At 61.8% G+C, this 26,465-nt stretch carries 13 protein-coding genes (1 of these 13 cut by a window edge); 6 read left to right on the top strand and 7 right to left on the bottom strand.

Translation table 11 applies throughout. The features are described 5' to 3' along the window. The 7 genes from GLA29479_RS20680 to GLA29479_RS23985 all read right to left on the bottom strand — a co-directional run. Nucleotides 1-1,004: the 5' portion of a DUF262 domain-containing protein gene (locus tag GLA29479_RS20680; protein ID WP_248842768.1), read on the bottom strand. Its footprint begins 16 nt before the window's first position; only the first 1,004 of its 1,020 coding nucleotides appear in the window; the start codon lies at nt 1,002-1,004; its stop codon lies beyond the left edge, outside the window. A gap of 39 nt (nt 1,005-1,043) precedes the next feature. Next, on the bottom strand, nt 1,044-5,981 hold the full coding sequence (locus GLA29479_RS20675) for a DEAD/DEAH box helicase (protein WP_057972714.1): 4,938 nt from the start codon (nt 5,979-5,981) through the stop codon (nt 1,044-1,046). Nucleotides 5,982-7,125: 1,144 nt separating this feature from the next. Beyond that, on the bottom strand, nt 7,126-7,938 hold the full coding sequence (locus tag GLA29479_RS26080; RefSeq protein ID WP_345775648.1) for a lysozyme: 813 nt from the start codon (nt 7,936-7,938) through the stop codon (nt 7,126-7,128). Nucleotides 7,939-7,999: 61 nt separating this feature from the next. Next, nucleotides 8,000-10,510 (bottom strand): HEAT repeat domain-containing protein, encoded by a 2,511-nt coding sequence (locus GLA29479_RS20665; RefSeq protein ID WP_169795708.1) that lies wholly within the window; start codon nt 10,508-10,510, stop codon nt 8,000-8,002. A 71-nt stretch (nt 10,511-10,581) separates the two neighbouring features. Then, a complete protein-coding gene (locus GLA29479_RS20660) occupies nt 10,582-11,766 on the bottom strand; it encodes a caspase family protein (protein ID WP_057972711.1) in 1,185 nt (394 codons plus the stop codon). Continuing rightward, complete coding sequence (locus GLA29479_RS20655; RefSeq protein ID WP_057972710.1) at nt 11,763-15,377, bottom strand: caspase family protein; 3,615 nt, start codon at nt 15,375-15,377, stop codon at nt 11,763-11,765. The genes GLA29479_RS20660 and GLA29479_RS20655 overlap by 4 nt, the downstream gene beginning before the upstream one ends. A 572-nt stretch (nt 15,378-15,949) precedes the next feature. Continuing rightward, complete coding sequence (locus GLA29479_RS23985) at nt 15,950-17,059, bottom strand: RICIN domain-containing protein (RefSeq protein ID WP_082638867.1); 1,110 nt, start codon at nt 17,057-17,059, stop codon at nt 15,950-15,952. 539 nt (nt 17,060-17,598) lie between these two features. Between GLA29479_RS23985 and GLA29479_RS26015 the strand changes: the two genes are divergently transcribed. The 6 genes from GLA29479_RS26015 to GLA29479_RS20635 all read left to right on the top strand — a co-directional run bounded on the left by GLA29479_RS26015 (nt 17,599) and on the right by GLA29479_RS20635 (nt 26,066). Further along, nucleotides 17,599-17,940 (top strand): IS5 family transposase, encoded by a 342-nt coding sequence (locus tag GLA29479_RS26015; RefSeq protein ID WP_057972709.1) that lies wholly within the window; start codon nt 17,599-17,601, stop codon nt 17,938-17,940. Between the two features lie 965 nt (nt 17,941-18,905). Then, nucleotides 18,906-19,043: a hypothetical protein gene (locus GLA29479_RS25450; RefSeq protein WP_169795707.1), complete on the top strand. Its 138-nt coding sequence runs from the start codon at nt 18,906-18,908 to the stop codon at nt 19,041-19,043. A gap of 245 nt (nt 19,044-19,288) precedes the next feature. Then, a complete protein-coding gene (locus GLA29479_RS20645; protein ID WP_082638866.1) occupies nt 19,289-22,573 on the top strand; it encodes a S8 family serine peptidase in 3,285 nt (1,094 codons plus the stop codon). 55 nt (nt 22,574-22,628) lie between these two features. Next, the gene (locus GLA29479_RS20640) at nt 22,629-24,077 is read left to right on the top strand and encodes a YadA-like family protein (RefSeq protein WP_169795706.1); all 1,449 of its coding nucleotides are present in this window, start codon (nt 22,629-22,631) and stop codon (nt 24,075-24,077) included. Nucleotides 24,078-25,107: 1,030 nt separating this feature from the next. Further along, on the top strand, nt 25,108-25,518 hold the full coding sequence (locus tag GLA29479_RS26185; protein ID WP_082638864.1) for a LysR family transcriptional regulator: 411 nt from the start codon (nt 25,108-25,110) through the stop codon (nt 25,516-25,518). Further along, the gene (locus GLA29479_RS20635; protein ID WP_425599989.1) at nt 25,410-26,066 is read left to right on the top strand and encodes a substrate binding domain-containing protein; all 657 of its coding nucleotides are present in this window, start codon (nt 25,410-25,412) and stop codon (nt 26,064-26,066) included. Before GLA29479_RS26185 ends, GLA29479_RS20635 begins: the two co-directional genes overlap by 109 nt. The last annotated feature ends 399 nt before the right edge of the window (nt 26,067-26,465 follow it).

Here is a 26,465-nt window from a genome sequence, read left to right as displayed (position 1 = left end):
TCCTTCTCTCGCCAATAGGCATTGGCCGAGACCCCTTTTCCGGTCGTGGCGACAAGATCGAACGGGCTCCAGTACTCCGCATAAAGCTGCTGCACAGGCCGTCCCTGGCGTGCTGCTTCAAGGAAGACGAAGTTGCGAACCAGGTCCGACGCCAACAGAGGTTCGCCGCGTGCGTTCAGCGTCTCGAAGATGACTTGCGGGTCGTCCTCCACCTCAAGCGTCAGGGTCATGATCTGGACGTGGTCGGACAAGGCCATGTACAGCGCTTGGGCACGGGCCGGATCCAGTTGACGGTTCGCCCCCAAGGGCGCCACGGCGTTGCTGCGACGGATGTCGGCGACGAGTGCATCTCCCAGCGTACCGTCCGTTGTAGGATCGACAGGGTCGGTGAGATCAAGGCCGCGCATGTACCCGAGGCAGGCGTGGTAGAGGTACAGAAAGGTCTGCACCATCAAGGGCCGTTCAATCTTTCTGCGTCCGTCCCGGGCTGGGTACGCTGCACATAGGTCCTGGATGCTTGTCGCCGAGTCGCTCAGGCGCCGCATCTCGTCCTGGCCGGCCTGGGTCGGCCAGACTTTGTAGTAATCTTCGGGGCGCTGGTAGGGGCCAGGATTCCGAGCCAAGCCGTCTAGCATCTGGGGGATGGGGCTATCGGCCAGTTGGAGCGCAGCTTGGCGGAACGCCAGCAGCAGGAGCTGCAGGGTGGTGGACCGCTGCTGACCGTCGATCACCTCGAAGGCCGGGACTCTGCCGAAGGTGTTGGGCACCGGCGTCATGACGATCGAACCCAAGAAGTGCTTCGGCAGCGGCTTCGCCACCATGGCCGCGCCCTTGGCTGTCAGCGCCTGCTGCTCCAGCACGGCATCCGACCGGTCCTGAATGTCTGCCCACAGCGGGCCGACCTGCTTCTCGAGCGTCCAAACGTAGCCTCGCTGGAAGATCGGTATCTGGTACTGGTGTGGCGTACTGAACAGGCCGGTGACTGTGGTCTTGTTGGGCTGCATCCAGAATCCTGCTCTTTGTTGTGGTCGGAGTTGCTTGGCTCAGCCGTCGTCGCGGATATCGAGGGCAGGCAGATTGGCAACAATCTTCTGAGTCTCCAGGCTGACCGTCACCACGCGCTGGAACAGCTCCAGTGGGTACTTGGAGTTTCCGATGGTCTCGACGGCCCAGTCGTTGGCGTCGTTGACGATGCCGCTGGCCTTGTCCACGCGAACGGCTTGGCGCTCCATCACCCAGTCCAGAGCGGCCTTGCCGTTGACCACGTACTCCCAGGCCGCCTCGGGGATGCCTTTGAGGGTGATTTTGGTGTTGTAAATCACCGTGCTGCGGTCATCGACGTTCTTGCCAGTCTCGGGATCCTTCTTCTTGGCAAACTTCATCTTCTCGACACGGTAGTCGGCGTCGGTCAAAGGACTCTTGGCCTCCATGATCAGCGGGCACTTCTCGACCGTGTCGTAGTTCAGGTGCAGCCTGGCCAGGGCGCGGCCGGCCTTGCTGAAGGCCCAGAAGTCAGCTGCCAACTTCACACGCGGAATGCGAGGCAGCTCCTTACTGAGGTTATCGGCGTACCGCGCGCGGTAGTCCGGCGAATGCAGGATGCCGTAAATGTAATAGAACAGGTCTTCCTTGCCGATCGCCTCGCCCGCATAGGCGGACTGAAAATGCACTAACCCGGCGTCGGTTATGGAGTCGCGGCGACTCACGCTTTCGCCGGACCCGAACAAGCCCTCATCGGCTTGCTGCGCGACTTCATCGTAGAGATAAAGTGGGAAGCACTGGGATACTCGAATATCAGTCGAACACAAATCGAGCAAAGAGCTGGAGATTAGCGTTGTGAATTCCTTCATCGCCCCAGCTCCGGACACGGCGATCACGAGATTCTCAGTCGCCGCGGTCGGGAAGATGCGCGGCATCTGGTAGACCATCTCGTTGAATCGTCGGTTGAAGTACAACCATTGCTTGGTGAATGGGCGATACAGACTGGTTACCCGACATGCCTCGTCGTACGCGTGGGGGCGTCCCTTGCCAAGCTCTTGCTTCAGTGCCCGCGTCCAACTGATCTGGGTGGCGTCGGTGTCGATGAATCCGTCTACGGCCTCGTCGCGCTGCTTCTTGGACTTGCCAGAGAACTCTGCATCGAAGCGTGCTAGTTCGGCGTTGTAGAAACCGATCATGCCGGCCATGTTGGCACCCAGCTTGTCGCGACTGGCGTTGTAGGCCCAGGCATCCCGGCCGGTGGCAACTCCGAGCGAAAAGTTGTCGAACAACTTGAGGGAATCGCCCTTCTTGTCGCCAAGTACAATGAACCGACTGAAGCTGTCGTCGCGTTGCTTCAGCCAGTCACCATGATCATCCGGGGTGATCTCCCCCCAATCCGGCACACCGGCCACGCTGAAGTAGCCGGCGATCTTCTCCAGCTTCTCTTCGCGGCTTAAGTAGTCACCAATGTCATGGAAGAAGATCTGTCCGCGCTCGGCAGCCTGCGGATTCTTGACCAGCAGTGAGATAGCGATGGGAGCACGACTACCACTACCGAAGATCTTGCCGCCTTCCTTACGCGAGGTTTCGCCAGATGTGCGCTGATTTCCTCGCAGATGGAATACGTAAAGGCTAGAAAACTCATCTACCAAGCACTTACGCATCCCGTCTTGCGAGGTTGCATCCAGAAACCCTGCATTGGTTACAAAGCCGATGATGCCCGCTTCGCCGATACGGTCACTGGCCCACCGGATGGACCGAATGTAGCTGTCATACAGATTCCTGACGGATGTCATCACCGACCGGGCTGCGTATGTTTCCTCAATGCGTTTGTCCAGCGCTGGATAGCCAATATTCTGGTTGTTGTCGTTCTGGCTATCTTGTCCCACCGAATACGGCGGGTTGCCGACGATTACGCGGATATCTAGTTTCTTCTGCCGCTTGCGCCGCTTGCTGTTATCCACCAGCTGTTCTGATAGCAGATCGTCCTTTTCGTACATCTGGAAGGTATCGGTCAGGCAGATACCCTCGAACGGTACGTAATCGCCGCCGGCGATGCCGTGGTAGGTCGCCTCAATGTTGATGGCGGCAATGTAGTACGCCAACAGCACCAGTTCGTTGGCGTGGATCTCGTGCTTGTACTTGTGCGACAGCTGATCCTGGCTGATCAGACCCGATTGCAACAAGCGCGTGATGAATGTGCCCGTGCCAGTGAACGGATCCAAGATGTGCACACCCTCGCTGCCCAGGGTCTGGCCAAACTCTTGGCGCAGCAGGTGGTCTACGCTGTGCAGGATGAAATCCACCACCTCGATAGGCGTGTAGACAATGCCCAAGCGTTTGGCCAGATTGGGGAAGGCTCCATTGAAGAATTTGTCGTATAGCTCCTTGATGATTTTCTGCTTGCCGGCCGGAGAGTCGATGCCCTCGGCGCGCATTTTTACGCTGTCGTAGAACTCCTGCAGAGTGGACGCTTCCTTGTCCAAGTGCTGCTCGTGCAGCACATCCAAGACGCGCTGCATGGCGCGTGACATGGGGTTGTGGTTTGCAAAGCTGTAGTCGGCAAACAGCGCCTCGAACACCGGCTTGGTGATCAGGTGCTGAGCCAGCATCTCGATGATTTCGGCGTCGCTGACCTTATCGTTCAGGTCGTCGCGTAGCTCCTTGGCGAACTCATTGAAAGCTTCGCGAGCGGCGGTCTGGTCGGGATCCTCAAGTAGAGCCTTGATGCGATCGATGTGTGTCTGGGCGATCCTGGCGATGTCGTTGGCCCAATCCTCCCAGTGGTTGCGGTTGCCGCACTTGTCCACCACCTTGGCATACAGCGCGCGTTCGATCTCGCCGACCTCGAATTCCAGCTGGGTCTGGTCGGGAGCAGGCCCGTACTTCTCGGCAGATTCGCCGATGGCGAACTTGCCTTTGGCCTTGCCGGCCTGCTTGGCGCTGTTGTCTCTCAGGGGGCTGGCCTTGCGTTGCACCGTGTCCGCGATGGCAATGACTTCCATCTTGCTGCGATCGGGCCCGACGAGGTCCAGCTTGTTGACCATGGCATCGAAGCGGTCATCGTGCGAACGCAGCGCCTGCAGCACCTGCCAGACCACAGCATAGGTCTTGTTGTCGTTCAGGGCCTCGTGGGGCTCGATACCGGCCGGGATGACCACTGGCAGCACGACGTAACCGCGCTTCTTTAGATGGTTGCCGTTCTTGTCTTTGACGGTACGCATGACCCGACCGACCGACTGCACCACGTCCACCTGGGAATTGCGGGGCGTCAGGAAAAGCACGGCATCCAGCGCGGGCACATCAACGCCTTCGGACAGGCAACGCACGTTGCTCAGCACGCGACAAGTGTCGGCTGGTGTGGGCGCTTTCAGCCAGTCCAGCTTGGCCTCCTTCTCGCCGGCGTTCATCCCGCCGTCCACGTGCTCGGCTTCGCAGGTCAGGCGCGCTCCTTCCTCGATGTCCTCGGCATCCTGGTAGGCCTCCACCACCGCCTGGAACATGCCGGCGATTTCCTTGGAGCTGACCTTGTGGGTCTTGCCGCCCTTGCCCGGCTCGATGACCTGGCAGAACGCTACGGCGCGCTTCATGGGCTCCGGGGTATCGGTGCCATCCTCGTGGATGCCTAGCTTGGCCAGGGCCTTCCAGCAGCCGACGATCTTCGCCGCGTCGTCCACCTTGAGCTGGTTGTTCTCGTCGGCCAGCAACTTCTGCAGGCGACGGTTGATGTGGCTTTCCTCCACTGCCAGCACGATCACCTTGTAATCCACGAGCAGGCCGCGCTTGACGGCTTCGGAGAAGGTGATGAGGAACAACTGCTTGCCGTACCAGGCTTCGTTGTCCATCGAGTACAGAGCCACGTTGTCGCGCTCGGCAACGGCTTTAGCGCTATCTCCGTAGATACGCGGAGTGGCGGTCATGTACATGCGCTTTGTGGAACGGATGTAGCTGGCGTCGTGAACGCGCACGAACGCGCTTTCATCATCGCCCTCAAAGGTGGCGCCAGTGGTGCGATGTGCCTCGTCGCAGACGATCAGATCGAAGTCCGGCAACCCGTGCGCTTGCTGGGCATCGTGGATGACCTCGATGGAGTGGTAGGTGCTGAAGACCACCGTCATGTGTTCGTCGTCGTGGCGCAGGGCTACGCCCTGGGCCAGCCGCTTTGCGTCCGTAGTCGCCGGGTAGCGCAGCTCGTGCGCGAGCGTCTGGACGGCGTCGTCCTCCTTACGGCCGCGCTTCTTACCCACGTCGCTGTCGGAGCAGACTGCGAAGCTGTGCAGCGAAATGCCGCTCTCCTGCGTCCATTCGGTCAGGGTCTGCGACAGCAGCGACAGGCTGGGCACGAGGAATAGCACGCGCTTGCCCTTTCCTGCCATTGCCTCGGCGATCTTGAGGCTGGTGAAGGTCTTACCGGTGCCGCAGGCCATGATCAGCTTGCCGCGGTCGGCCTCCTTCAAGCCAGCGGTGACTTCTTTGAGAGCTGTCTCCTGGTGCGGGAGCAGAGTCTTCTTCGCCTTGAGCACCGGCGCCTTACGAGGCTGATATCGCGCCCAGTCGATCTGGCTCTCTTCTAGATCGTGTAGGGTGATCTTGCTAACCGGCGGCTGCTGGTCGACCAGCGCGTTCTCCGCGTGGTCGGACCAGTGGTCGGTGCTGCTGACGATGATGCGATGGGTGAACGGCTTTCGCCCGGAAGCGGTAAAGAAGCTATCGATGTCCTTCTTCTGCAGCTTGTAGTCCGGGTCGTAGAACTTGCATTGGATGGCGTGGAACTCACCGGTGCCGGCGAGTTGCGCCACCAGGTCGATGCCGTCGTCCTTGGCGGTGAACCCGTGTCCGGGCGCCCAGTCTGCCCACGTCCAGACCTGGCTGTAGAGGTCGCGGTAGGTGGCTTCGTTGCGCAGATAGGTGAGGATCAGCTCCTCGAAGTACGTGCCCTTCTCCCGTTCGGTGACGGCGGCGGCGCGGTAGGTGGCGAGAAGCTGGGAGAGGGCTGTCACGGATATGGATCCTGGTGCGGCTGCGGAATCGAGTGGCCGGAGGGGCGCGACGATGCACACGCCATTTAAAATCAATGACATAGCACACAGCGATTGGTCCACCCCGGACAATCGATTCTAGGTGCTGGCACCTCAAAGGGCGAGGAGCCCGGACTGGTTGCCGCTGAGAGCTTTTCCCGCACCCACGACGGCGACCGGATGCCAACCGGCTGCTGGCGGGTGGGAGGACTTCGCACTCGCCAACGGGGGCCGCCAGGCGACGGATCAGGCGTGCCGACTCAAGCCGGTCCATGAAGTCGTTGATCGGCGTGTAGAAGTTTGGAATCCGGTCGTTCTCTTCGTCGGTGAATACCCAATAGGCGAGGCGATGCTTTGAAATCCCGGCCCGGCGGGCTTCTGCTCGGTTGGCGTAATCGGCATTCCACTGATTACCGCCATGTCCTTCTCAATCAACCGGCGCTCTCGCTTCACCGACCCAGGGCTCAGCCCTTCCTTCGCACGCTTGGCCAGGAGTTCGGCAGCGATCGCGCCGAACGTCGTCTCCGCCTGCTCGATCTTCGCGGCCCGCTCGATCCTGGCGGCGTTCGCGGGATTCCCCCCTTACCAAGCTCAGAGGCAGTTCAGCGACGCGATAGGCAGTTTCGCGCGGCTTGAGTGTCCGGATCTTAGTGTCGGTGAGCATGTGAGTCAGCCATTTGTGAGTCAGCGCCCCCAGCACCGACCATCTGACTCACAGCCTGACTCACTTTCTTGCCGGGTTCAACTGGACAACCACGGATGCGCACGCACAAAAAACCCCGCAAATTGCGGGGTTTATGACCATCGCATGGACTTGCCTGGACGACATCGGATGCCTATGTGGTGGAGCCACGGGAACCGGGTTCAAACCCTCTTGATGGGCTATTAGGGGCGTTTGGGGGCTCATGAGGGCCGGTGAGGGGCCGATCAGGGACTAGTCGGTCTCCCACGGGTTCGGCCAGCTTCCGACCGCTTTCAGCCATGAGCGGACACTTGGGTCTGACTCGCCAGTGAGTGCGAGGAGTTGCGTCGCGATGCAAGGGTTGCCCGTCCGCTAGCACTCTATCGCCGGACGCACTGCATGCCTATGAAGCTGCCACTTGGCCATTTGCATCACGATTTTGCATCAGCGCGAGGGTTCTCCATCGCATCTAATTTGCCTCGCCTGTCTGGATATCGATCGGCGATACACCTTCGCCAACACCTGGAACGTCTTGGGTGTAGGCCCTCCATCGAAGAAGAGAGTGATTTCCTCTTCCCGGCGGGTCTTCAGGCCTGGCCAGAGCTTTCCGCCTGCGAACACCCACCTTCGAAGCTGGGTCGGCACATCCTCGAAGTGGCCGCCATTGACCTTTCGAAGGAGCGTCGAACTCCTGAAATTCGCGCCTCCGACGTTGCAGACGAAGTCCGTCAGCGCCGAGAACTGATTGTGGGAAAGCGCGACCTTGACGGCGTGCATTACTGTGACCTGTGCGCTTGCCATGTCGCGCACGAGGATCTCCGCCCCCTCAGGTTCCGATACACCCTTCTTGAACTCGGGCGGCTCGCTTTCGTCGCAGTGCGATTTCTTGATTAGGCGTCCGTACGCGATCGTGCAGTACCCGGCTGTATCGTTGTACAGACGAGGCTCGAAGCCTTCGGATCGCTTCGTCAAGGCCAGTCCTTTGGCGTTGACGGGGCGGAGCACCTCGTCTTGTGCAAGCATATCACGCGCGCCTGCGCCCACCAATTCACCGGGCGCTAACTTCTCCCGGGTCGGAACCGTGCCGCCGGAGCAACCCGAAACCACCAGACCGGCGAACGCGACCGCTATCACGTTCGTCCAGGCGCTCGAACACAGAGAGTCGGTTCTTGATCCAATGCGCATCCGCGCATCTCCCTTTGCCTGTTGCACTCTGTTCAAGATCAGCCTAGCCGTCGTCCACTCTTTCCTGGTCAATCGAGCCGCGGACACCTCCTGCACCGGGGCACCGCATGCGCGATGCAGGCGATAATCTCGACTACTTGTCGGCCAGTTGGGCCGAGCAAAGGAATACGCTCACGTAACCAGGAGTCGCCTTCGTGACGGGGCGGGAAACGAAACGCTCACCCGTTCCGATCTTGAGCCGGTCGGCCCACTTGCGCTCCGATTGGCTTCCGGACTCGTACCGGATTTCGTTCTGAGTGATCTGGTAGTTCGGGAAGGCATTGGTGCGCTCGCTGATCGGGCGCAGATCGATGCGGGAGATGACCTCGGTTTCCGTATTGATCTCGCGGGCGAATTTCTCCAGCTCCGCCACGTAGGTTTCCGCCTGGCGCTTTAACTGTTCGGCCCCAGGACCTTCACACCAGAAGACGCCGATGTGCCACTTCTTCTGCTCCTCCCGGAACCGGCCTAATCCCCTGACAGTCACCCCAGCCTGGGAGGGTGCGCCTGCTTCGATTTTCGCTGTGCGCAGCGCCTGCACGGCGATCTCTCGGACGCTCGGCGCGGTGTCGTTGAGCGCTATGTCTTCCAGCATCTTGCGGACGCTGCGGTGGCTGGTGAATCTTCCAAGAGACTTCGCCGCGGGGGCGCGCACCAGCGGGCTGTTGTCGCCAGCGAGTTGGAGCAGGATGTCGACCGGTTTCGTAGTCTCGAAACTCCTGCCGATCGCCGTCGCGACGACCGCCCGAACCTCTACATTGGGGTCGGTGGCGGCATTGGAGAGAAGGGCATACGCCGTCGCCGTTTCCATCTTTCCGAGTGCTTCGACGGCCGATGTGCGGACTTCGATGGTCTCGGCCGGATCGCGCAACAAGGTGCCGAGCTCTACCGCGCTGTCGCTACGACCTCCGAGCGCCGAAGTGGCCTCGGCACGGATCGCGACATCCGGATCGCCCAGCAATTCCATCAACACCCCGGAGCTTTCCGGATCGTCGTTGCGACCCAGGATCTGGATCGCTTGCGTGCGTCGTTCGGCGCCTTTGTCCGGGTCTGCAGCCAGCTGCAAGGCGGACGCCGACAGGGCCCGGCTGTCGACCAGCGCCGAGCTCGCGATCTTGGCTACAGTCGAGTCGGCGTCGGTGCTCAGGGCCAGCAGGGTATCGCCTGCCGCGGGAATGTTCAGCTTGCCAAGGCTTCGAATGGCGGCCAGACGAAGTCGCATGTCCTGACCGGTCGCCGAGCGATCCTGCGCCACCGCGACCAAGGTGGAAACCGACCCGGGCATGGACAGTTCGCCAAGTGCCTCCACTGCAGCGACGCGAACGCTGGTGGAGGACTGGCTGGTTGCCAATTGCTCTACCTCGCCGACTGCCTCCGTTCGCTTGCCCTGGGCGAGGCTCCAGGCGGCAGCCGCGCGGACGTCTTCGTCGGGGTCGGCGCCAACGAGCCCCGCCACGCTCGAGGCAACGACGTCGGATCTCGCGCTGTCCATGATCGACCATTGCTGGCCCAGCCCGTAGACAGCGGCCGCACGCACGCGTGGGTCGCTGTCGGTCAGCCCACCACCGAGCGTGGTGTCCACGGCAGGCAAGGCGCCGAGCCGGGCGATCGCCGACATCGCCTCTACCCGCACGCCAGGATCGGAATCCGCCGCGGCCGCGGTCAGGGCGATCCGGCTGTCCTCGTTCGGATACAACCCGAGCGCGCGCGCCGATGCGATGCGCACAGCGGCAACTGGCGATGTTCCCAAAAGCCTTGCGAACTCGCCTTGGGCGGCAGGCCACTTCGCGTCCGCGAGGGCCTGGATGGCTTCGATTTGGATGACCGGGTCGTTGCCCGCTATCGCGTCCGTCGCCGCAGCCATGGCCAGTTCACGCTGCAACTGCGGGGCGGAGACAGGAGGGACGGAGCCGGGTGTGAACACACGCATCCAGCCACCGCCCGCGTTGGCCTGGGCGGAAATCCGGAAGTCCGCGGCCGTTTCCCGCAGTCGATTCGCCACGGCGGCCACGCTCACCAGCCCACGCTCATTCTTACCCTGCCAGGGCGCGCGAGTGGTCGGCTCTTTTGCAAATTCCGCGAGCTGATCCGCCAGCACACGCTCGAATTGCCCAGTGTCGTCCCCAGGTGGGCAATACGAAATGAGGGCCTGCGACGAGCCCTCCGTCGTCTGTTCCAGCAGCGATCCTTTCCCGATGTAGCCGAGGTCGGATTTGCCGAGCGCGCAGTCCGGGTAGATCATCACCAGCGTCCCGGCGCTCGCCATCGAGGCCATGTTCCTCAGTGCGATGGTTGGCAGTCCCGACCAGGGTTTCTTGGGGTCGTAGTCAGTGGTGACCAGGATCGATTCCAGGCCTGCGTCTGCCTGGTCCAGCTTCAGGGCAACGAACACGAACAGCACGTCGTGCGGACGCAGTCCCCGGATGGCCTGGAACAAGCCGGCCTCGATCTCCTGGCCGGTAGCGCGCGCTCCTGCGAGGTAGCTGATGCGCCTGCCGCTCATTCCGTAGTGCTCACCCAGCACCACGGCCAATCGACGCGTCGCATCGTCCTGACCATCTCCCGCAGTCACGATTACGGCACTGGTGCCGCTGTCGTTTTTCACGAGGGTCAACCCTGCGCTGGCCATGGAGCACCAAGACAGGAGCCCGCATGCCGTCAACCGGATGGTCCACATCATTGCCCACCCCAGATCCTGATCCGCTCGCTGAAGATCGGTGCTGCCACGGAATCCTCCAACCCGATGTCGTCCAACAGCCAGCGCATAGACGCGATGGCCCTTTCGTCACGCTCATCCATCGTGATCGATGGGTCGGTGTTCTTCCACCGGAGCAGGAGCTCCTCGGAGAGGGTCTGCACCCTCGGATCCAACAGGCCCTTGTTCGACCAGATGCGCAGTCGCTCCCGGTAGCCCGCTTGGCGCGTGTCGATTTCCGCTTGCGTCAACTTGCGGAAGAAAGGCTGCCAACGCGCCGTTCCCAGATCGTCCGTCTGCATCATTTTCGTCCGCGTCCTCTGCTCGAAGCCCTTTTCCCTGGACATCCGATCCACCTGCGCCCCGAGGAAATCGTTCAACTCCGTGATCGACAACCCGCCGTCCCTGGCCGTGTCCGCCGATTCCTCCGCAAGGGCCCGGAGCAGCACGTAGGTGAAAATCCCATGCCGCTCCTCGGTGAATTCGAGGGCGGCACCGCGCGAGGCCGCCACGATGAACATGACCCTCTCTCCTGATGCGTGTCCCTGGACGCCCGCATCATCGAGGTTCTGCAGCATCTGCACGGGGATTGCCTCGCGACTGGCGACGGACGTTGTCGGGCCGGGATTCGGCGTGGCGACGCTCGGCGTGGTGCTGTCGTTTGCGATGACCAGCCTCCCGGAATAGTTACCCGAATAGCAGTGGTCGAGCAGGATCAGTTTCCTCGTGGCGGGAAGTTCGCTGACCATTTCGGCGACATGCTGGAGTCGCAGGCCGTCCAGGTCCGGTCGCCTCGGGTTGCCCTTGTAGTTGAGCCAGTAGACCTGGTGGTTGGATTCGCGCAGGAGCCCATGTCCGGCGTAGAAAAGCACGAAGGTGTCCTCGGGCTTCAAGGACTCCTGCATGATCGCCAAGTGCTCGACGATGCGCTGCCGGGTGGCGTTCTCATCCAGCAAAATCGTCACGACGTAGCCCTGTCGCGCGAGGCTGTCAGCCAGGGCTAGTGCGTCATCGGCTGCATAGTTGAGCTTTGCCACGTCCTGTTCGGCGTAATCATCGATTCCCACGAGCAAGGCATACCGCTGCGATGCGGGTTGGGCGCCGACGCCTTCCGCGAACGCGCATGCGGCCACCAGGAAGAACGTCGCGCCGATCAATCTGTTCATTGCGGGCCTCCGGATTGCAAGGCAGTGCGCAACAGGTTGGACAGATCCTGCGCCAGCAATGCCGCGCGTACTTCACCAGCACGCCGATCCGGGTCGTTTCCAGCGACGAACTCGTCCAGCGCCACCTGCACCTCTTCGCTGTTGGTGTAATGGAACATCACCTCCGTCTCGAAGCGCCCCGCGTTTTCCCTGGCGCGCGCGGGGAAGATCGCGAAGTAGTCGGCGTCGATGCGGTTCGAAGCGGTGCCGTCAGGGTAGAGCGTGGCGAACAGTTCGACGGACGATACCGGACCCCGCGACTGGGCGGCGCCGACAGGAAGCGCCTTGGCGAGGAGCGCGCCCGCATCGATGACGCCTGTGCCGTACTTGCGGGAATTCCAGGAAGCACCGGTAGGACACGCCACGCCCGTCGGCGGCGGATTCGAGGCGTCGTTGGGGCGCCAGGAGGTCTTCTGAACGAGATCGCGGAACACGTTCGCGGTGTTGCCGCTGGCTTTCAAGCTCGCCATGGCGGGGTGGGCCCGGTGGCGGGAAAGCCACAGAGCCGCAATGCCGGCCGTCGTACCGGTCGCGAACGTGGTGCCTGCGCCCATGCCTGCGTCGTAATCGGCCGGAGCCTTCGTCGTAGCACGCCAGACGCCTTCCCCAGGCGCCGAGAAATCGATCGCTCGACCGCGCGATGCGTGGGTCCAGGGAGTGCATTGCGGATTGATGGCGGAAACGGCGATCGACTCGGAGAAGCGCGCCGGCCAGACCACGGTGCGGACGTAATTCCCGGCGGCCGCCACGACCACGACGCCGTTGTTCGTGGCGTTGCGGACGGCCTTGTGCAGCGTCCGACTCGGTGGGCCTCCCATGGCGATCGAGATGACGTCCGCCTTCTGGCCCCAACGCCCGGTCGCCGCATCTTCGATGGCGCGCGACAAGGCCGAGGTGTCGAACACCACGACCGATTTGTGCACGCGTAGCGGCATCAGCCTCGCGCCGGGAGCGATGCCGGAAACGCACTGCGTCTTCCCGGACAGTTGGCAACCGTCGGGGCTGACGATGACGCTTCCGCTGCCGGTTCCGTGACCCGGATTCTTCAACAGACCCTGCTCCAGCAACGGGTCGAGGGCATCGTCGTCGTTGTCGACGTAATCGTGATCGTGGGTGTCGTCGATCGGTATAGGCGTGCTGCCGGTCCAGTTTTCCGGGTTGAGGGTGTACCCCGTATCCGGGTGGCCGATGAAGATTCCGGATGCTTCGGCGCCGGCGGCGGCGACACCAGAATCGCGAATCGCCCTCCAGGCCGCCGGGACGTCCGCGTACTTCAGGCTCCAGCGCTCGTCGGCGAGGGAGATGGGATCCGGAGGCGAGTCGCCGCCTCGAATGCCCGTGTCGTCCGGCGCGTCGACGGTCGTCAAGGTGATGAGCGGTTCCGCGTAAGTCGCGCCCGCGGCATCACCCGCGCGGTAGGCGTCGTCGAAGGCCTGGCCAATGGAGTCAGCCGGCTCCGCATTCCTGATTCTTCGCTTCGCCGTCAGCGTGCTCGCGGACACCTCGACCACGAGACCATCGGCGCTCAGCGGTCGTGCGGTTGCGCAGGGCACACTGGCTGGGCAGACGGCGCGTCTACCGCCGTTGAGGGATGCCTCGGCGTTGGAAGCGAGCGCCGGCGTGGCGAAGTGGAGGGCGATGGCCGGCGCCGCCACCTCACCGAAGCGCGGTCCGCTGTTGTTTATGCGGACGCTGCGTTCCGCGGTCGTCCAGTCTTTCATCTCGACCAGGTCCGCCTGCCTCGCCATGGCCGTCGCGCGGGCGCGGACCATCTGCGAGAAAGGGGATTCGGTCTGCGGCACGACATCGCGGATGGCTCCTTGCCTGAAAATCCTGCCGTCGATCGGCGTGGTACTGGTGATGGCCTTGAAGGTATCCCCGACCCAGGGTCGATCCGCTGGCGCCCGCATGCGGAACGTGCGAATGACGCGTCTCCCCGCCGGGATCTGGTCCTGGGCGCCGACCGCCGGATAGACCAGGTCGATCTGCCCGGTGCTGCTCAGGTCCAGCAAGGCGAAGTAGAGCGGTTCGGTCGACAGGTTGCGGATTTCGACATCCAGTGGCGTTCCACTCTGGATGGCTACCGGCGTCGGGGTGCCCGGCGCCGAGTCCGCAGGACGCACGTCGAGCTCGATCCGCAGGTTGCTGTAGGGGTTACGCAACAACTGCAGCGATAGCCAGCGCGTCCAGTCGTGCAACTGATTGACGAGGCGTTCGGCGGCGTTGACATCTCCCACCGGCACCGTCGCGGTCAACGCAACGCCGTCGCGCGCAACCACTTCATAAATGCCATCGACGAGATAGATGCGGAAATCAGCCGCCGCCAACGATGCAGGCGATGCGTCCAGCAAGCGCAAGCTGGAATAGTCGGCCACCAGTCTCCCGATGGCGCTTCGCAGGCCGCTCTCGATCTGCGGGCTCACCCAGACTGCCCGCGCCTTGCCGTCGAAGGACACCGAATCCATGCGCGCCCTCGAATAGGGTGGAATCGTCGCGGCGCCGACCAGTGTTCCAGACGCCGCGTCGATCTCGACGGTGTCGATCTTGACGGTCGCGATCGGCGAGACGAGCGGGCCGCTACCTGGCGGGAAGACCGAAAGCACCGCGCCGGGACGGATGCCGTACAACGTTCCGGCTTGCACGGAGGCCCGCGCGCCGCCTTCGGGATTGACGATGATCCAGGCGCCGTTCGATCCGCTCGCGGTGTCGAAGAGCAGCGAATCCATGCCCGCCCCTTCCAGCTGCGGCGTCTGGCTCGGAAACTGCGTGTGGACGCGGTCGATTACCTTGGGAAACACGCTGCGGTAGGTGCCATTCGGATCGGTCTGGGCCACCTGCGCCAGGTGATAAGTGAGCGCCCCCTGGATGCGGTCGTCGAACATGTCCTCGTTCGACAGTTCCTCCGAACGCGAGCCGGAAATGAGGACGTACCCTTCGCCCAGCCCGAGGATGTCGTCTGCTCCGTCGGTGGATCGCGCGCCCGCTGGGGCGATAGTGCCCAGCCCTGGAGGCAACCGCTCGTCCCGCGCGATCCGACGCACCTTGTTGGTGGCCCGGGCGGCGTTTCCCGAATGGCAACTGTCGAGGATGATGGTGATGTACTTTGTTCGCGTCGCCACGGCTGAAAACGCGGCGTTCAATTCGTCATCGCTGATGTCATAGACATCGGGCATCCTCGAATCCACGGCCACGAGAGTTTCGTCCCAGCGATCCGTCTCATCGTTGGACACGTCGGGCATCTGCGAGCCGTGCCCGCTGAAATAGAACACGGCGACATCGTCGGAGTCGGACTTCTGCGCTAGGTCCTCCTTGATCGCACGGAGGATGCCGTCGTGCGTTGCTTGGCCGTCGAACAGGATGGTGATGTCCGTCGGCGCGAAGCCGTAGCGGTTCACCAGGAGCGTCCGAATCAGATGGACGTCATTCCTTGTTCCGTTCAGGTCAGTGACGCTACTTGCCTGATAGTTGTTCACGCCGACCAGTACCGCGCGCCGTCGGGTCTCGGCCAAGCAGTCGTTACATAGCAGGAGCAGGATGCAACCGATGAACCACGACGCGCGAAGGTCGATCATGAGTCGCCCTCCTTCTCATGCGGATGCCGTGCGCGCATCCTGCGAACTCGGGGTTCCTCCCCAGTAACACTTGCGAACGTAGTGGCTGCCGCCAGGCGGCCATCGCTAGAAGGAGCGCTCCGGCGACTTCGGATCGGCGCTCCACGGCGTGGCAAATGATTGATTTGCAAAGATTCGAATCTCGGCGAAGGATAGGCCGATGCTTGCCGCGGATGGGATCCAGATACCTGGCTCCTGACGAAAAGATGACCGCGTCGATCGGGTCTAGCGGCCGTCTTCGTTCGGCAGTCGACCGGCTGCGGCCCATCTCACTGCTCGCCGTGAACGCCTGTTTGACAGACACGTAGCGCTGCTCCGTATAACTGAGCGAGGGACTTCAGCTTGTCGTCCGGCGCGTGCATTGCCCGTCTCCGCAACGAGGGACGTCCGCTTTGGGTCGAAGGCAGACACTGACCGTCCCGCACCCTGCCATTAGCCAATGGGGGGCAATGAGGATCGTTAGCCGCCTGCCTCCGCCAACTAATCGCGGTAATTAGCAGCGCCTGCGTTCTCAAACGAATCCGCGTTCACTTCTATGGTCGCAATACCTGCCAGCTTTGAGTGGGCTGCGATGAACAATTTTGGATTGTAAGCTGCGCGCCAGCCGTGGATGAGGTCAGGCAAAGACCCGATGGCTCGCTACGCAACTGCGCTCCTGCCTGAATCCACTTCTGATTACGGCCGTTCTGACAGGTGTACACAACCACCGGTGCTCCGGGCGTCGTTCGTCCGTGAGCATCCAGACAAAGGTTGGACTGCAACCGCAATGTACCGTCCACCCCATGCACCCAAGACTGGTTGCCTCCGCTGTGGCAGCTATAGCCCAGCGCAGCTACGTTGCTGGTACCAGAGCCCCCCTTTGCATCCAGGCACAATCCATTGCCGGCTTTGACCGCACCACGCAGAGAGTTTCCTATCGCAGTGGCTTGAATGCTGCCCACTTGGATAATGCCGACGTTGGCTGGGCATGGCGCATTGACATGCGAACCCGAAACACTGGCTACGGCAGCGCCGTCATTTCCAACTGGCTTCAGGAACTCCGCTCGGGCGTAGGGTTGGTTATAACAATTCGAACTTGGAGAACTCCATTCGAAATATTCTGTCCAATTCATCATGCCTTGCGAAGATATCTGCATAGACTCGGAACGGATACTACCGAGCTTGAACGATAAGCCACTCATCATGTCGGTAACCGTAACCCCGAACCATCTGTCACCTTCGTGCGCAAGCCGGAACTTGTAAGTATGACCTGGCGTCCATTCATGGGCCATCCGACAGCTTTTTCCTTCGCCTTCCCCACCAAAAGTCAGACAATAGCTACCCGGACTTCCTGACTTTGCTTCGGACGCATTCCAAATTGAAAAGAGAAACATGCGCGGACCGCCGCCGTTGCTCTGCATTCCCGCATAACCGCCCGACGAAGTTCCTACGAAGTCAAACTGGTTGCTCCAGTAGACGTTTGATCTGTATCCAGGGTCAACTTCGACAGTAATGCTAAAGTCTACGACGCTTAAGCCTCTTATTCCTGACGGAAACTGATAGTAAGTATAGGTCCCCGGCGTACTTCCGCCAATGGTCGCGAAGGGAGCGATTAGAAGAGCGCTCGCAGCGGCGCAGCACATGACCTGCGAAAAATTCGTCATACTTCACCTCACTTGTAGTGACATCGCGTGACGAGACATCTTCGAGTCTAAGTATCTGTTCGAATGCGCGCCGTCGCCTTTTGCCATCAACTAATGGCGCGAGTAGCAGCAAAGCCCAATGAGTGGAACTCTTGTATTTCTCGGTTGCTATAGCCGTATCTTCGCCTGCCACTACTTAAAGCAAGATAGCTATCAATATCTGTTCACAGTCGCCATGGCAACAACGAAAGCCGCACAGACCCCCATCGATTTTGCGCTCATGCAATCGCTCTTGGCAGCTATATCCACCATATATGGAGGCATGTGCAATATATGGACTCGCATAGTAGGCGAACGCGATATGAAACCCAGTTCCATCAATTCACGCAACCTCTCTCAGACTATCTACACCGCGACGAGACGCAGATCTCGCCTTTATGTAGCGCTCTGCATTAGATGCCTTGCAGCTCAAGATCGCTCCACCGCCCTCAATAGCACCTCTAGGAAGCCAACTTCTCCGCTTGGCTAGACATCATTGGCCGACACAACGGAATGCCTCAATGATCAGTCTGTTTGCCGTCGAAAACCAAGCCGCCAAGCGAGATGAGCTGGGTGATCCGCTGCAGACGCTAGAGCGACACAACGACTTCGTGGCGCTCGCCGCCGCGATCGATGCCCAACTTACGCTAGGTGATCGTGGCCGCGGCGGGCGGTCGCCGTATCCGACTGAGCTGATGGTCCGGTTGCTGGTACTGCAACAGCTGTACAACCCGTCCGACGATGCTCTGGAATACCAAGTGCTTGATCGCGGCAGTTTTCTGCGTTTCCTGGGATTGGAACGCAGCGCGCGCGTACCCGACGCCAAGACCGTGCGGGTGTGGCGCGAGCGACTCAAGCGGTAAGTCCCTGCGCACGGTTGGCTTGGAGCGGGCGAAGGTGCAGATCGGTCTGAAAGTGATCGCGCGCAACCTGCAGCGGCTGGCGCGCCTGCTGGGGCGAGGCGTGGTGCCCGCCCAAAGGGTACTTAGCGAACGGGGGCGACGCCGAGGCGGGCATGTTCGCCCCTCGCAATGAGCGGAGTTGTCCAGTGACATTCGCAGCGGCGATGCGATGGCAAGGGGAATCGGGTTACTCGCGGTGCCCTAATGGGCTGAGCTAGCGACAACCTCGAGGACCTGCGCACCCAGCTGGCAACCCTGAACCTACCGGGCTTCCTGTGCGCGGTGTCGACGTCGGTACTGGCCGATAGTGCGCTCTGCGCGACCAGGCGCGCGCGCTCGAGCTCAAGCGCTTCATCGAGGCCAATGCGCAGGCGCTGGAGCAGCTGTTCGCCCAGAAGCTGGGCGTGCGCGGCGCCGAATCACCGAAGAAGTTGGCGCAGCTGCGCGGCTGAGCGAATTCGGTGGAGAGGCTTCCCGGAGCCGGTGGTTGCGTGCGGCCCGAGTGCCGGCAAGCGAAGCGGCGTCGCTCGCTTCGACCAAAGTTGAGGCCGCGAGCGGCCGGGCCTCAAGGGCCGGCCGGCCCGCCGTGCAGATGTGCACAAGGCAACGGGGCTGTCCGATACACGAACCCTGAGATGGGGCAGAAAGTGCTCGTTCCGGTTGCGGAACCGCTCCTGGGGCTCCACCCAATGCTTGCGCCAAATTCCGCGGGTAACGGAAGCGACGAGCCACCTATATCTCACAAGGCACACTCTAAGACTTTTCCCTATTGCGAGACCTTGCGGAAAGGGGCAGCTTTTTCACAAACAGGGGCTTCCGTCACATTTTATAAAGCGCACTGATCGATGCGCGCTGTGCTTGGTCCCTGCGGCGGAGGCACGAAGCCACTACAGCTCCGAATAGACCGTCAGTTTCAGGCTGCGGCCATGAACAAGTCTCTGCTGACCGAGTCGGTTAGCGGCGTAGAGACGATCAAGAGCATGGCAGTCGAGCCGAGGATGCTCCGCTGCTGGGAAGCCCAAACCGCGAAATCGGTGGAGGCCGGATCGCGCTCGGGCAGATGAGTTGAATCTTTTCTGTCGGGCCTGTTCGCGAAACACGATAAAGATGTTCGTCGATTCCCGACAGGGAATGCATCGAAACTCCCGGCGTCTCCACTAAAGTGATAGAGCTAAGGAAGCGCAGACAAAATCCACTGATTTCGGTGGCGTCAACAAAGATTTTGTCTCCGTTTCTTTTCTGGTGCGCAACACCTATGACCTGGGATTGCAGGTTGCGCTTAGCGACGAAGTAAACAGGGGGATAAGTAATGAAAAAGGTAATCCATAAGACATCGCTCGCCGCGGCTATCGCAGTGGCCGTAGCCATTGCGGCGGCCGCCGCAATGAGACCAAGCGAGGATTCCGCGCTGGCCGAGCCGCTGGGCGGAGCGCCGGCGGCGTCGTCTCATACCGACATGGCGCCTAGCGAGCGTCAGCGCTACATCGTGGTCTACCGCGAAGCGCCATTGAGCGTCTACAAGGGCGAGCTCGACGGTTTTGCGGAACCCGAGCATCTAACGAGTACGACCGACGACGCTGGTCGCATCGACGTGCATGGCGTGGAGTCTCGACGCTACGTAAGCCACTTGGCAACCGTCCAGGCTCAGCATGAGAAGGAAATGATCGACTTGTTGAATCGTAGCCCACGCGTGAACTTTCGGATGCGCCACGCTCTCAACGGTATCGTCGTCGAGCTGTCCGCCGCGGAAGCCAGTCGCATCGCAGAACTCGATGAGGTGCGTTTCGTCGAACCCTATCGCGAATATGAACTGAGCACCGACGCCGGTCCCAGCCTCATTGGTGCACCGGCGTTGTGGAACGCGGCCCCTATCGGCTACCGCGGCGAGGGCATGGTGATCGGCATCATCGACTCCGGCATCAACTTCGGCAGCCCGGCGTTCGCCGCAGTCGACGACAGCGGCTACCGGCATGTCAATCCGCTCGGTGCGGGAAAATACCTGGGTACCTGCGCGGCAAGCGGAGTTGACGAGGGCCGCTGCAACGACAAGCTGATCGGCGGCTACGACTTCGTCTGCAATGCGCCCGGCAATCAATGCGGCAAGGACGATGTGCGCGAGGAGCCCGGCTTCGGCGACACCAACAGCCACGGCAGCCACGTCGCCTCGACCGCGGCCGGGAACGCCTCGACCGCGACCTATCGCGGCCACAACATCCGCATTTCCGGTGTCGCTCCACGCGCTAATATCATTGCCTACGATGCGTGCTTCACCGAAATCTCTAGCGGCAAAGGCCGGTGCCCGAACACCTCGACGGTGCGCTCGATCGACCAGGCCATCGCCGACGGCGTGGTCGACGTGATCAATTACTCCATCGGCGGCGGTTCGAATCCGTGGAGCGAAGCGACCTCGCTATCGTTCCTCAACGCCACCGAAGCCGGCATCTACGTCGCCGCGTCCGCGGGCAACGCCGGCCCGACGCCGTCCAGCGCCGGCCACCTGGAACCCTGGGTCGCAACCACCGCCGCCTCGCAGCATGGCCGCGGCGACTTCGTTCTGGCGTTGGCGGTGACCGGCCCGGGGAGCGTGCCCGACGACCTGCAGGGGATCGAGCTGACCGAGGCCAGCGGCGGTACGCCGTTCACCGTCGCCATTCCGGCCAACACCCCCGTGCGGGTCAGCGCCGGCATCGACACCGCCAACGACGGCTGTGCCGCATTCCCCGCCGGAACCTTCCAAGGCGCGGTCGCGATGGTTCGCCGCGGCACCTGCAGCTTTACCGACAAGGTCAAAAGTGCCACGTCCGCGGGTGCGGTCGCGGTAGTCATCGCCAACAACCAGGCCACCAGCCTGAGCCCGAGCCTAGCCGGTGCAACCATCCCGGCGTTCGCCGCCAGCCAGGCCGACAGCAATCTGCTGCGCGACTTCGCTGCTGCCAACGGCAACAGCAGCACCGGTGGCATTATGCTCGAGGCAGTTATGCTCCGTAACACGCCCGATCAACTTGCCGACTTCAGCTCGCGCGGGCCGGCCGGTGCTCTGGACATCGTCAAGCCGGAAGTCACCGCGCCGGGCGTGGACATCCTCGCCGTCACCGCCGGCGCCACGATCAGCGGGCACGAGAACGCTGTCGGCCTGAAGAGCGGCACCTCGATGGCCTCGCCACATCACGCCGGCGCCGCCGCCCTGGTGCGCCAGGCGCGTCCTAATTGGACCGTGTCCGAGGTCAGGTCGGCCTTGATGATGACCGCCAAGCAGGAGGTGCTGAAGGAGGATGGCGTCACCCAGGCCGATGCGCACGCAATGGGCGCAGGCCGGATCCAGGTCGATCAGGCGATCCGCGCCGGCTTGGTACTCAACGAAACCACGGCTAACTACCGCGTGGCCGATCCAGCCAAGGGCGGCGACGTCTCGGCGTTGAACCTGCCGAGTATGGCCAAGGCCAAGTGCGTGAACTCGTGTGCGTTTACCCGGACGTTCCGCAATACTCTGGCGACCCGCCAGACCTGGGTTGTCAGAGCGCAGGGGGTGAGCGCGCTGGTGTCGCCCTCGCTGCTGACCCTCAATCCGGGCGAGAGCAAGGCGATCAAGGTCACCGTGGGCACCAGCGCTTTCGCGGCCGACGGTCGCTTCTACTTCGGCAAGCTGGTGTTGACGCCGTCCGGCGGCGATTCCGCCCAGCCGACGCTGCGCCTACCGATCGCGGTTGCGGTGCAGCCCGCGAAGCTGGAGTCCACAGCAGAGCTGGCCCTGACGTTGCCGGTCGGCGGCAAGGGCCAGATCACCGTGCCGCTGAGCAATATCGGTGGTTCTAACCTCGACTGGCAGATCGACAATGCCGGCAGCGGCGTACGCACGCTGGCCGAAGCCATGGGGCACAACGATTCCGGCGCCCGCGCTACGCGCTATACCGACCCGGAAAAGGCTGCTGCGCGCGCAAACCTCGGCGCCGAAGACTTCGTCGTGTCCGAGCCGACGTCCATTTCCCGAATCGAGGCCGCGGGCTTCCTCAGTAGTGGTTCATTCGATAAGGCTGTGAACATCAATTGGTCGATCTTCCGCGACGTGGACGGAAAACCGGAGGGCAATCCGGAGACGACGCCGAATCTGGCCGTATGGAGCCATACCGCTGTCCCGACGGGGGCGGGCGTATCGTTGCCGGAGGAAAAGGCGATCGTCCTCGACCTTGCCGCAGCAAAGCAAGATATCAATCTCCCGGCCGGCCGCTATTGGCTGACGGTGTCGCTACAGGCCCCGTTTGCGAACCGATGGGTGTGGTACTACGCGACCAGCGGCGACAGGGCCTACACCACGACCAGCATCGACTCAAAGGGCGCTGGTGCATGGTGGGTTTGGGACGATGAGCCCGGCCTGGCTCATGCCCTGCAAGGCGCCAATACGTGCGGGGCGAGATGGATCGGTGCCCCCACTCGGGCCTTCGGGCGACTGGCGGCCGGTAAGAATGCGGACACGAAGATCCAGGTCGATGCTGCCGGCTTAGCTGCGGGTAAGCAGGTGGGCTACGTGTGCGTGGCCAGCAACGACCCCAAGCGCCCGAAGACAGCCGTGCGGGTGACATTGACGATCACACCGTAAACGTGCGCGGCGCCGACGTTTCCGCCGGTGCCGCATGCAAGGACGCGCGGCGAACATGCTGCGTCGTCTTCACTTCCATTCTGCGGCTATATCGGTTGTCGCCACGCGGCAGCGGAGGTGGCAGAACAATATCAGGGGGAACACCATGAATACCTTGCGCAAGAATCTGCTCGCCGCGGTGCTGTCGCTGGTCTTCGCGCCCGTCTGGGCCGGCGACACCTGCGTCCTCGACGACGGCGCCGGTGGTACCGGTACCGGTGCTGCGACTGCGAGCGGCACCAACGCCGTCGCCTGCGGTCAAGACGCCAAAGCCGATGCCGACTTCGCCCTCGCCCTCGGCAGCGGTGCTGACGCCAATTCGACCGGCGCTATCGCCATCGGCTCGGGTACCACCGCCTCGGGCAGCCAGAGCCTCGCCCTCGGCGCGGCTGCCACCGCCTCGGGAGCCAACGGTAGTGCGCTCGGCGACAGTGCCGTTGCCTCTGGCGAGTTCGCCACGGCGACCGGTTCGGCTAGCTCGGCCAGTGGACTCCATTCCAGTGCCTACGGCGCCGGCAGTCGGGCCGAAGCCGAACACTCGACGGCCTTGGGCGACAATAGCCGTGCCAGCGCCATCGGCGCCATCGCCGTGGGTGATAGCAGCGACGCGTCGGCCCAGAATTCGGTCGCCTTGGGAGCCAATTCGGTCGCCGATCGCGCTGGAGCAGTATCCATCGGCACTAGCGGCTTCCAACGCCAACTGACGAATCTTGCCGCGGCCACCACCGACACTGATGCGGTGAACCTGTCTCAGCTCAACCTCCTGACCGGTGCGTTCGGCGGTGGCGCCAGTGTCGCTGGTGGAGCGTTCACAGCACCGACTTATTCGATCCAAGGCAGTAGCTATCGCGATGTCGGTGCAGCGTTCGCCGCGGTGGACGGACGTTTGACCGATCTCTCCGGACAGATTGCGGCGATCCCGGCCGGTCCACAGGGCCCCCAAGGCCCCCAAGGTCCTGAAGGCCCGCAAGGCTCTAGCTCGCAGTTGTCGGCTAGCTACGACGATGCTTCGTACGCCAGCATGAGCTTGCAGGGAGCGAGCGGCACCCGGGTGGCCAATGTCGCCCCCGGCAGCGCGTCGACCGACGCCGCCAATTTGGGGCAGGTTCAAGACAGCTTGCGCAGTGCGAATGCCTACACCGATTCGCGCGTAACTCAGGCATTGGCCGCTTCGACTCAGGCCGTCGATGAACTGCGCGACGATATGAACTGGCGTTTCCATCAGCAAGATCGTCGCATCAATCAGCTTGGCGCGATGACTTCGGCAATGGTGCAGATGTCGGCCAGTGCTGCGGGCCTGGGCGTGCGGAATCGAATCGCGGTCGGCGCCGGTTTCCAGGGCGGCGAGCGCGCATTGTCGATAGGCTACCAGCGTGCGATCAGTGAGCGGGCCACAGTAACTGTTGGCGGCGCTTTCAGCCGCTCGCAACGCTCAGCCGGCCTTGGCTTCGGGTTCGGTTGGTGAGTGGATACTGACGCCGCTAACGTCCGTTCCAATCGAGATATGTAGCACGCAAAATTTTCCCGAAGCGCAACAGCGGTTCGCTATGGAAGCCCTTAACCTCCCCCGAGCAACGATAGTGAACCGGATCAGAGGTGTTCTTATGAAGCGGAGCTTCTGAAACGGGGAACGGAAAGACCAATGGTAGGCGGAATCTGCGCGAAATGCTCCTAGTGAAACTGGAGCAAGCGCTTCCCGGCGGAAGGGACTTTCGCCCCCCCTTTCCTCCGTCTGGCTGCCAAGTCATCAGTCCTGGCCACGATGTTGCGCTATTTTTTGCAGAGGTACGTCTACAGAGACCGACAATCAAATAGGCTGTGCGAGAATCCAACGCTATGCTGCCGTAGCCAGAAAGTTGTGGCGACGGGGATGGCTCGAACGCACGAAACGGAGGGCGTCGGAGTCCCATGCGGCGCCCATCGCCGGATCGCACGCGTGCGTTATGGAAGAGCAATGTCGCAGCTCATCTGCAGGACCTACGGCCGGGACATTCCGATGCGGGATTGCGTAGCTCTGTCAGTGCCGACAAGATCTTTCATAGAGACTCGCTCTATTCGTTCGACAATATGTTCCCGCCGCGTCCGCTCGCCGTTCCGCATCGCAGGGCCCGCTGCATGCGCGAAAGCACTTAGTTGCAATGGCGGGCGTCACGCAAACCTATCCAGCTTCAAACAAAAGATGAGCTCTTATAAAAAATAAGATTTTTCCCACTATATTCTTTTGAAATATGTCGACTAGCATCATATCCAGCAGAGGCGGAAGGCGTCGCTGTATAAATCGCTTGCGGAGCAAGTCGTCTAGGAATTGATGTGGCAAGGCGGAAGGTCCCTGTGGGCTGCGCGAGGGGCGCGTTCGGTGTCGGCGGCGGGCATGGCCGATTTGTTGAACGTGTCACTGGAGGTTTCAGGAATGAAACTGCAAAGCTATCGGTGGGCAATCTGGTGCCGCGCTGGATTGAAAATTCCGCAACGAGACGCGATGAGTGCTTTTACTTATGAATCTGGAAGCGCCTTCGGTCGAGCCTGTTGTTCGCAGTTCGACCCTCGTAGATGTCGCCGAAATGGCGACTTTCGTCGAGATCATCAATGCCGGGAGCTTTACCGCGGCAGCAAGGATGCTTGGAACCAGTAAATCGGTAGTGAGCCGCCGGATCCGCGATATGGAGCGTCAACTGGGCGAGTGCTTGATCGATCGATCGACGGCCTACGTCCGACCGACTGAGGTTGGCGCCGCCTACTTCGTCAAATGCTTGGAAATTCTCGAATTGATCGAGACGGCGAACGACTTCGTTACGGGATTCAACAGGGGGGTTCGGGGGGGATCCGGGTGCTTTTGCCCCGGACCTTCTCCGTCAAGATCGCCGCGCCGTTGCTGGCGGAGTTCGCCAAAATCTATCCCGAGCTGAAAGTGGAAGTGCAGGTCGATGACCGCGAAGCCTGCTTAGAAGGCGGTGGTTTCGACATCGCCGTGCGGGTCGGGCATTTAGCGGATTCCACTCTTATCGCGCGATCGATCGGTCATAACCGCATGTGGGTCTGCGCCAGTCCCGCATACTTGGCATTGCGTAGCGCGCCTGACTCCCCAAAGCAGTTCGAACTGCACGATTGCCTGCTTCACTCTGGGGCAGGCGCCGTTGGTGGTTGGACCATGCAACACAACGGCCATGCCCATCTGTTCCGGACCCACGAGCGCATACGCAGCGCTTGCTATTTTCAGTTGCTCGAAGCGGCTAAAGCTGGATTGGGGCTGGCCTATCTTCCGGGGTATCTGATTCAAGACGCGGTACTGGCCGGCGACTTGAAGGTATTGCTGGCCGATGCGGCGCCGCCGCCGCAGCCGATTTCGCTGGTTTATCCTGCCAGTCGGAAGATGTCGCCGAAAGTTATGGCCCTAGTGACATTCCTGGCGCAAAGGATTCCGTCTTCTCCGGATCTCGTTTCTTTCTCGCCATGATTAAAGAAGGACGGCACTAAGGGGAGAAAAGCCTTGTCCGATGAGAGAGGCTGTTGCTAATGAAGCACATCTTCGAGCGCTCAATATGCGGGTACGACCCCAATCTAGCGGTACCGACTGAGCGGTAGCAAAGCTCCCGGGAGACGTCAACGGCGCCATTGGGGCCGGGGCTTCCAGATCGCGATGAACGCGTCCTTGCCGTTCGATGCTTCTCTCACAACCCGCAGATCGCCCTGTACCTCTAGCCCCCCCTCAAACCGAGCCGCACTAACACGCTCCTGCAGCGCGCCAGCCGTTGCTGGTTGTGCGTGATCTTTCAGGCCGATCAACACCTCTGCTCGCACCAATCCAATCGTGCGCAGAGACTTACCGCCTATCTGCCAGCCGCGCAAACAGGGG

The sequence above is a fragment of the Lysobacter antibioticus genome (genome assembly GCF_001442535.1).
GTDB lineage: Bacteria > Pseudomonadota > Gammaproteobacteria > Xanthomonadales > Xanthomonadaceae > Lysobacter > Lysobacter antibioticus.
Note: the sequence above shows the minus strand (reverse complement) of the source record. Positions and strands in the feature narration are given on the sequence as shown.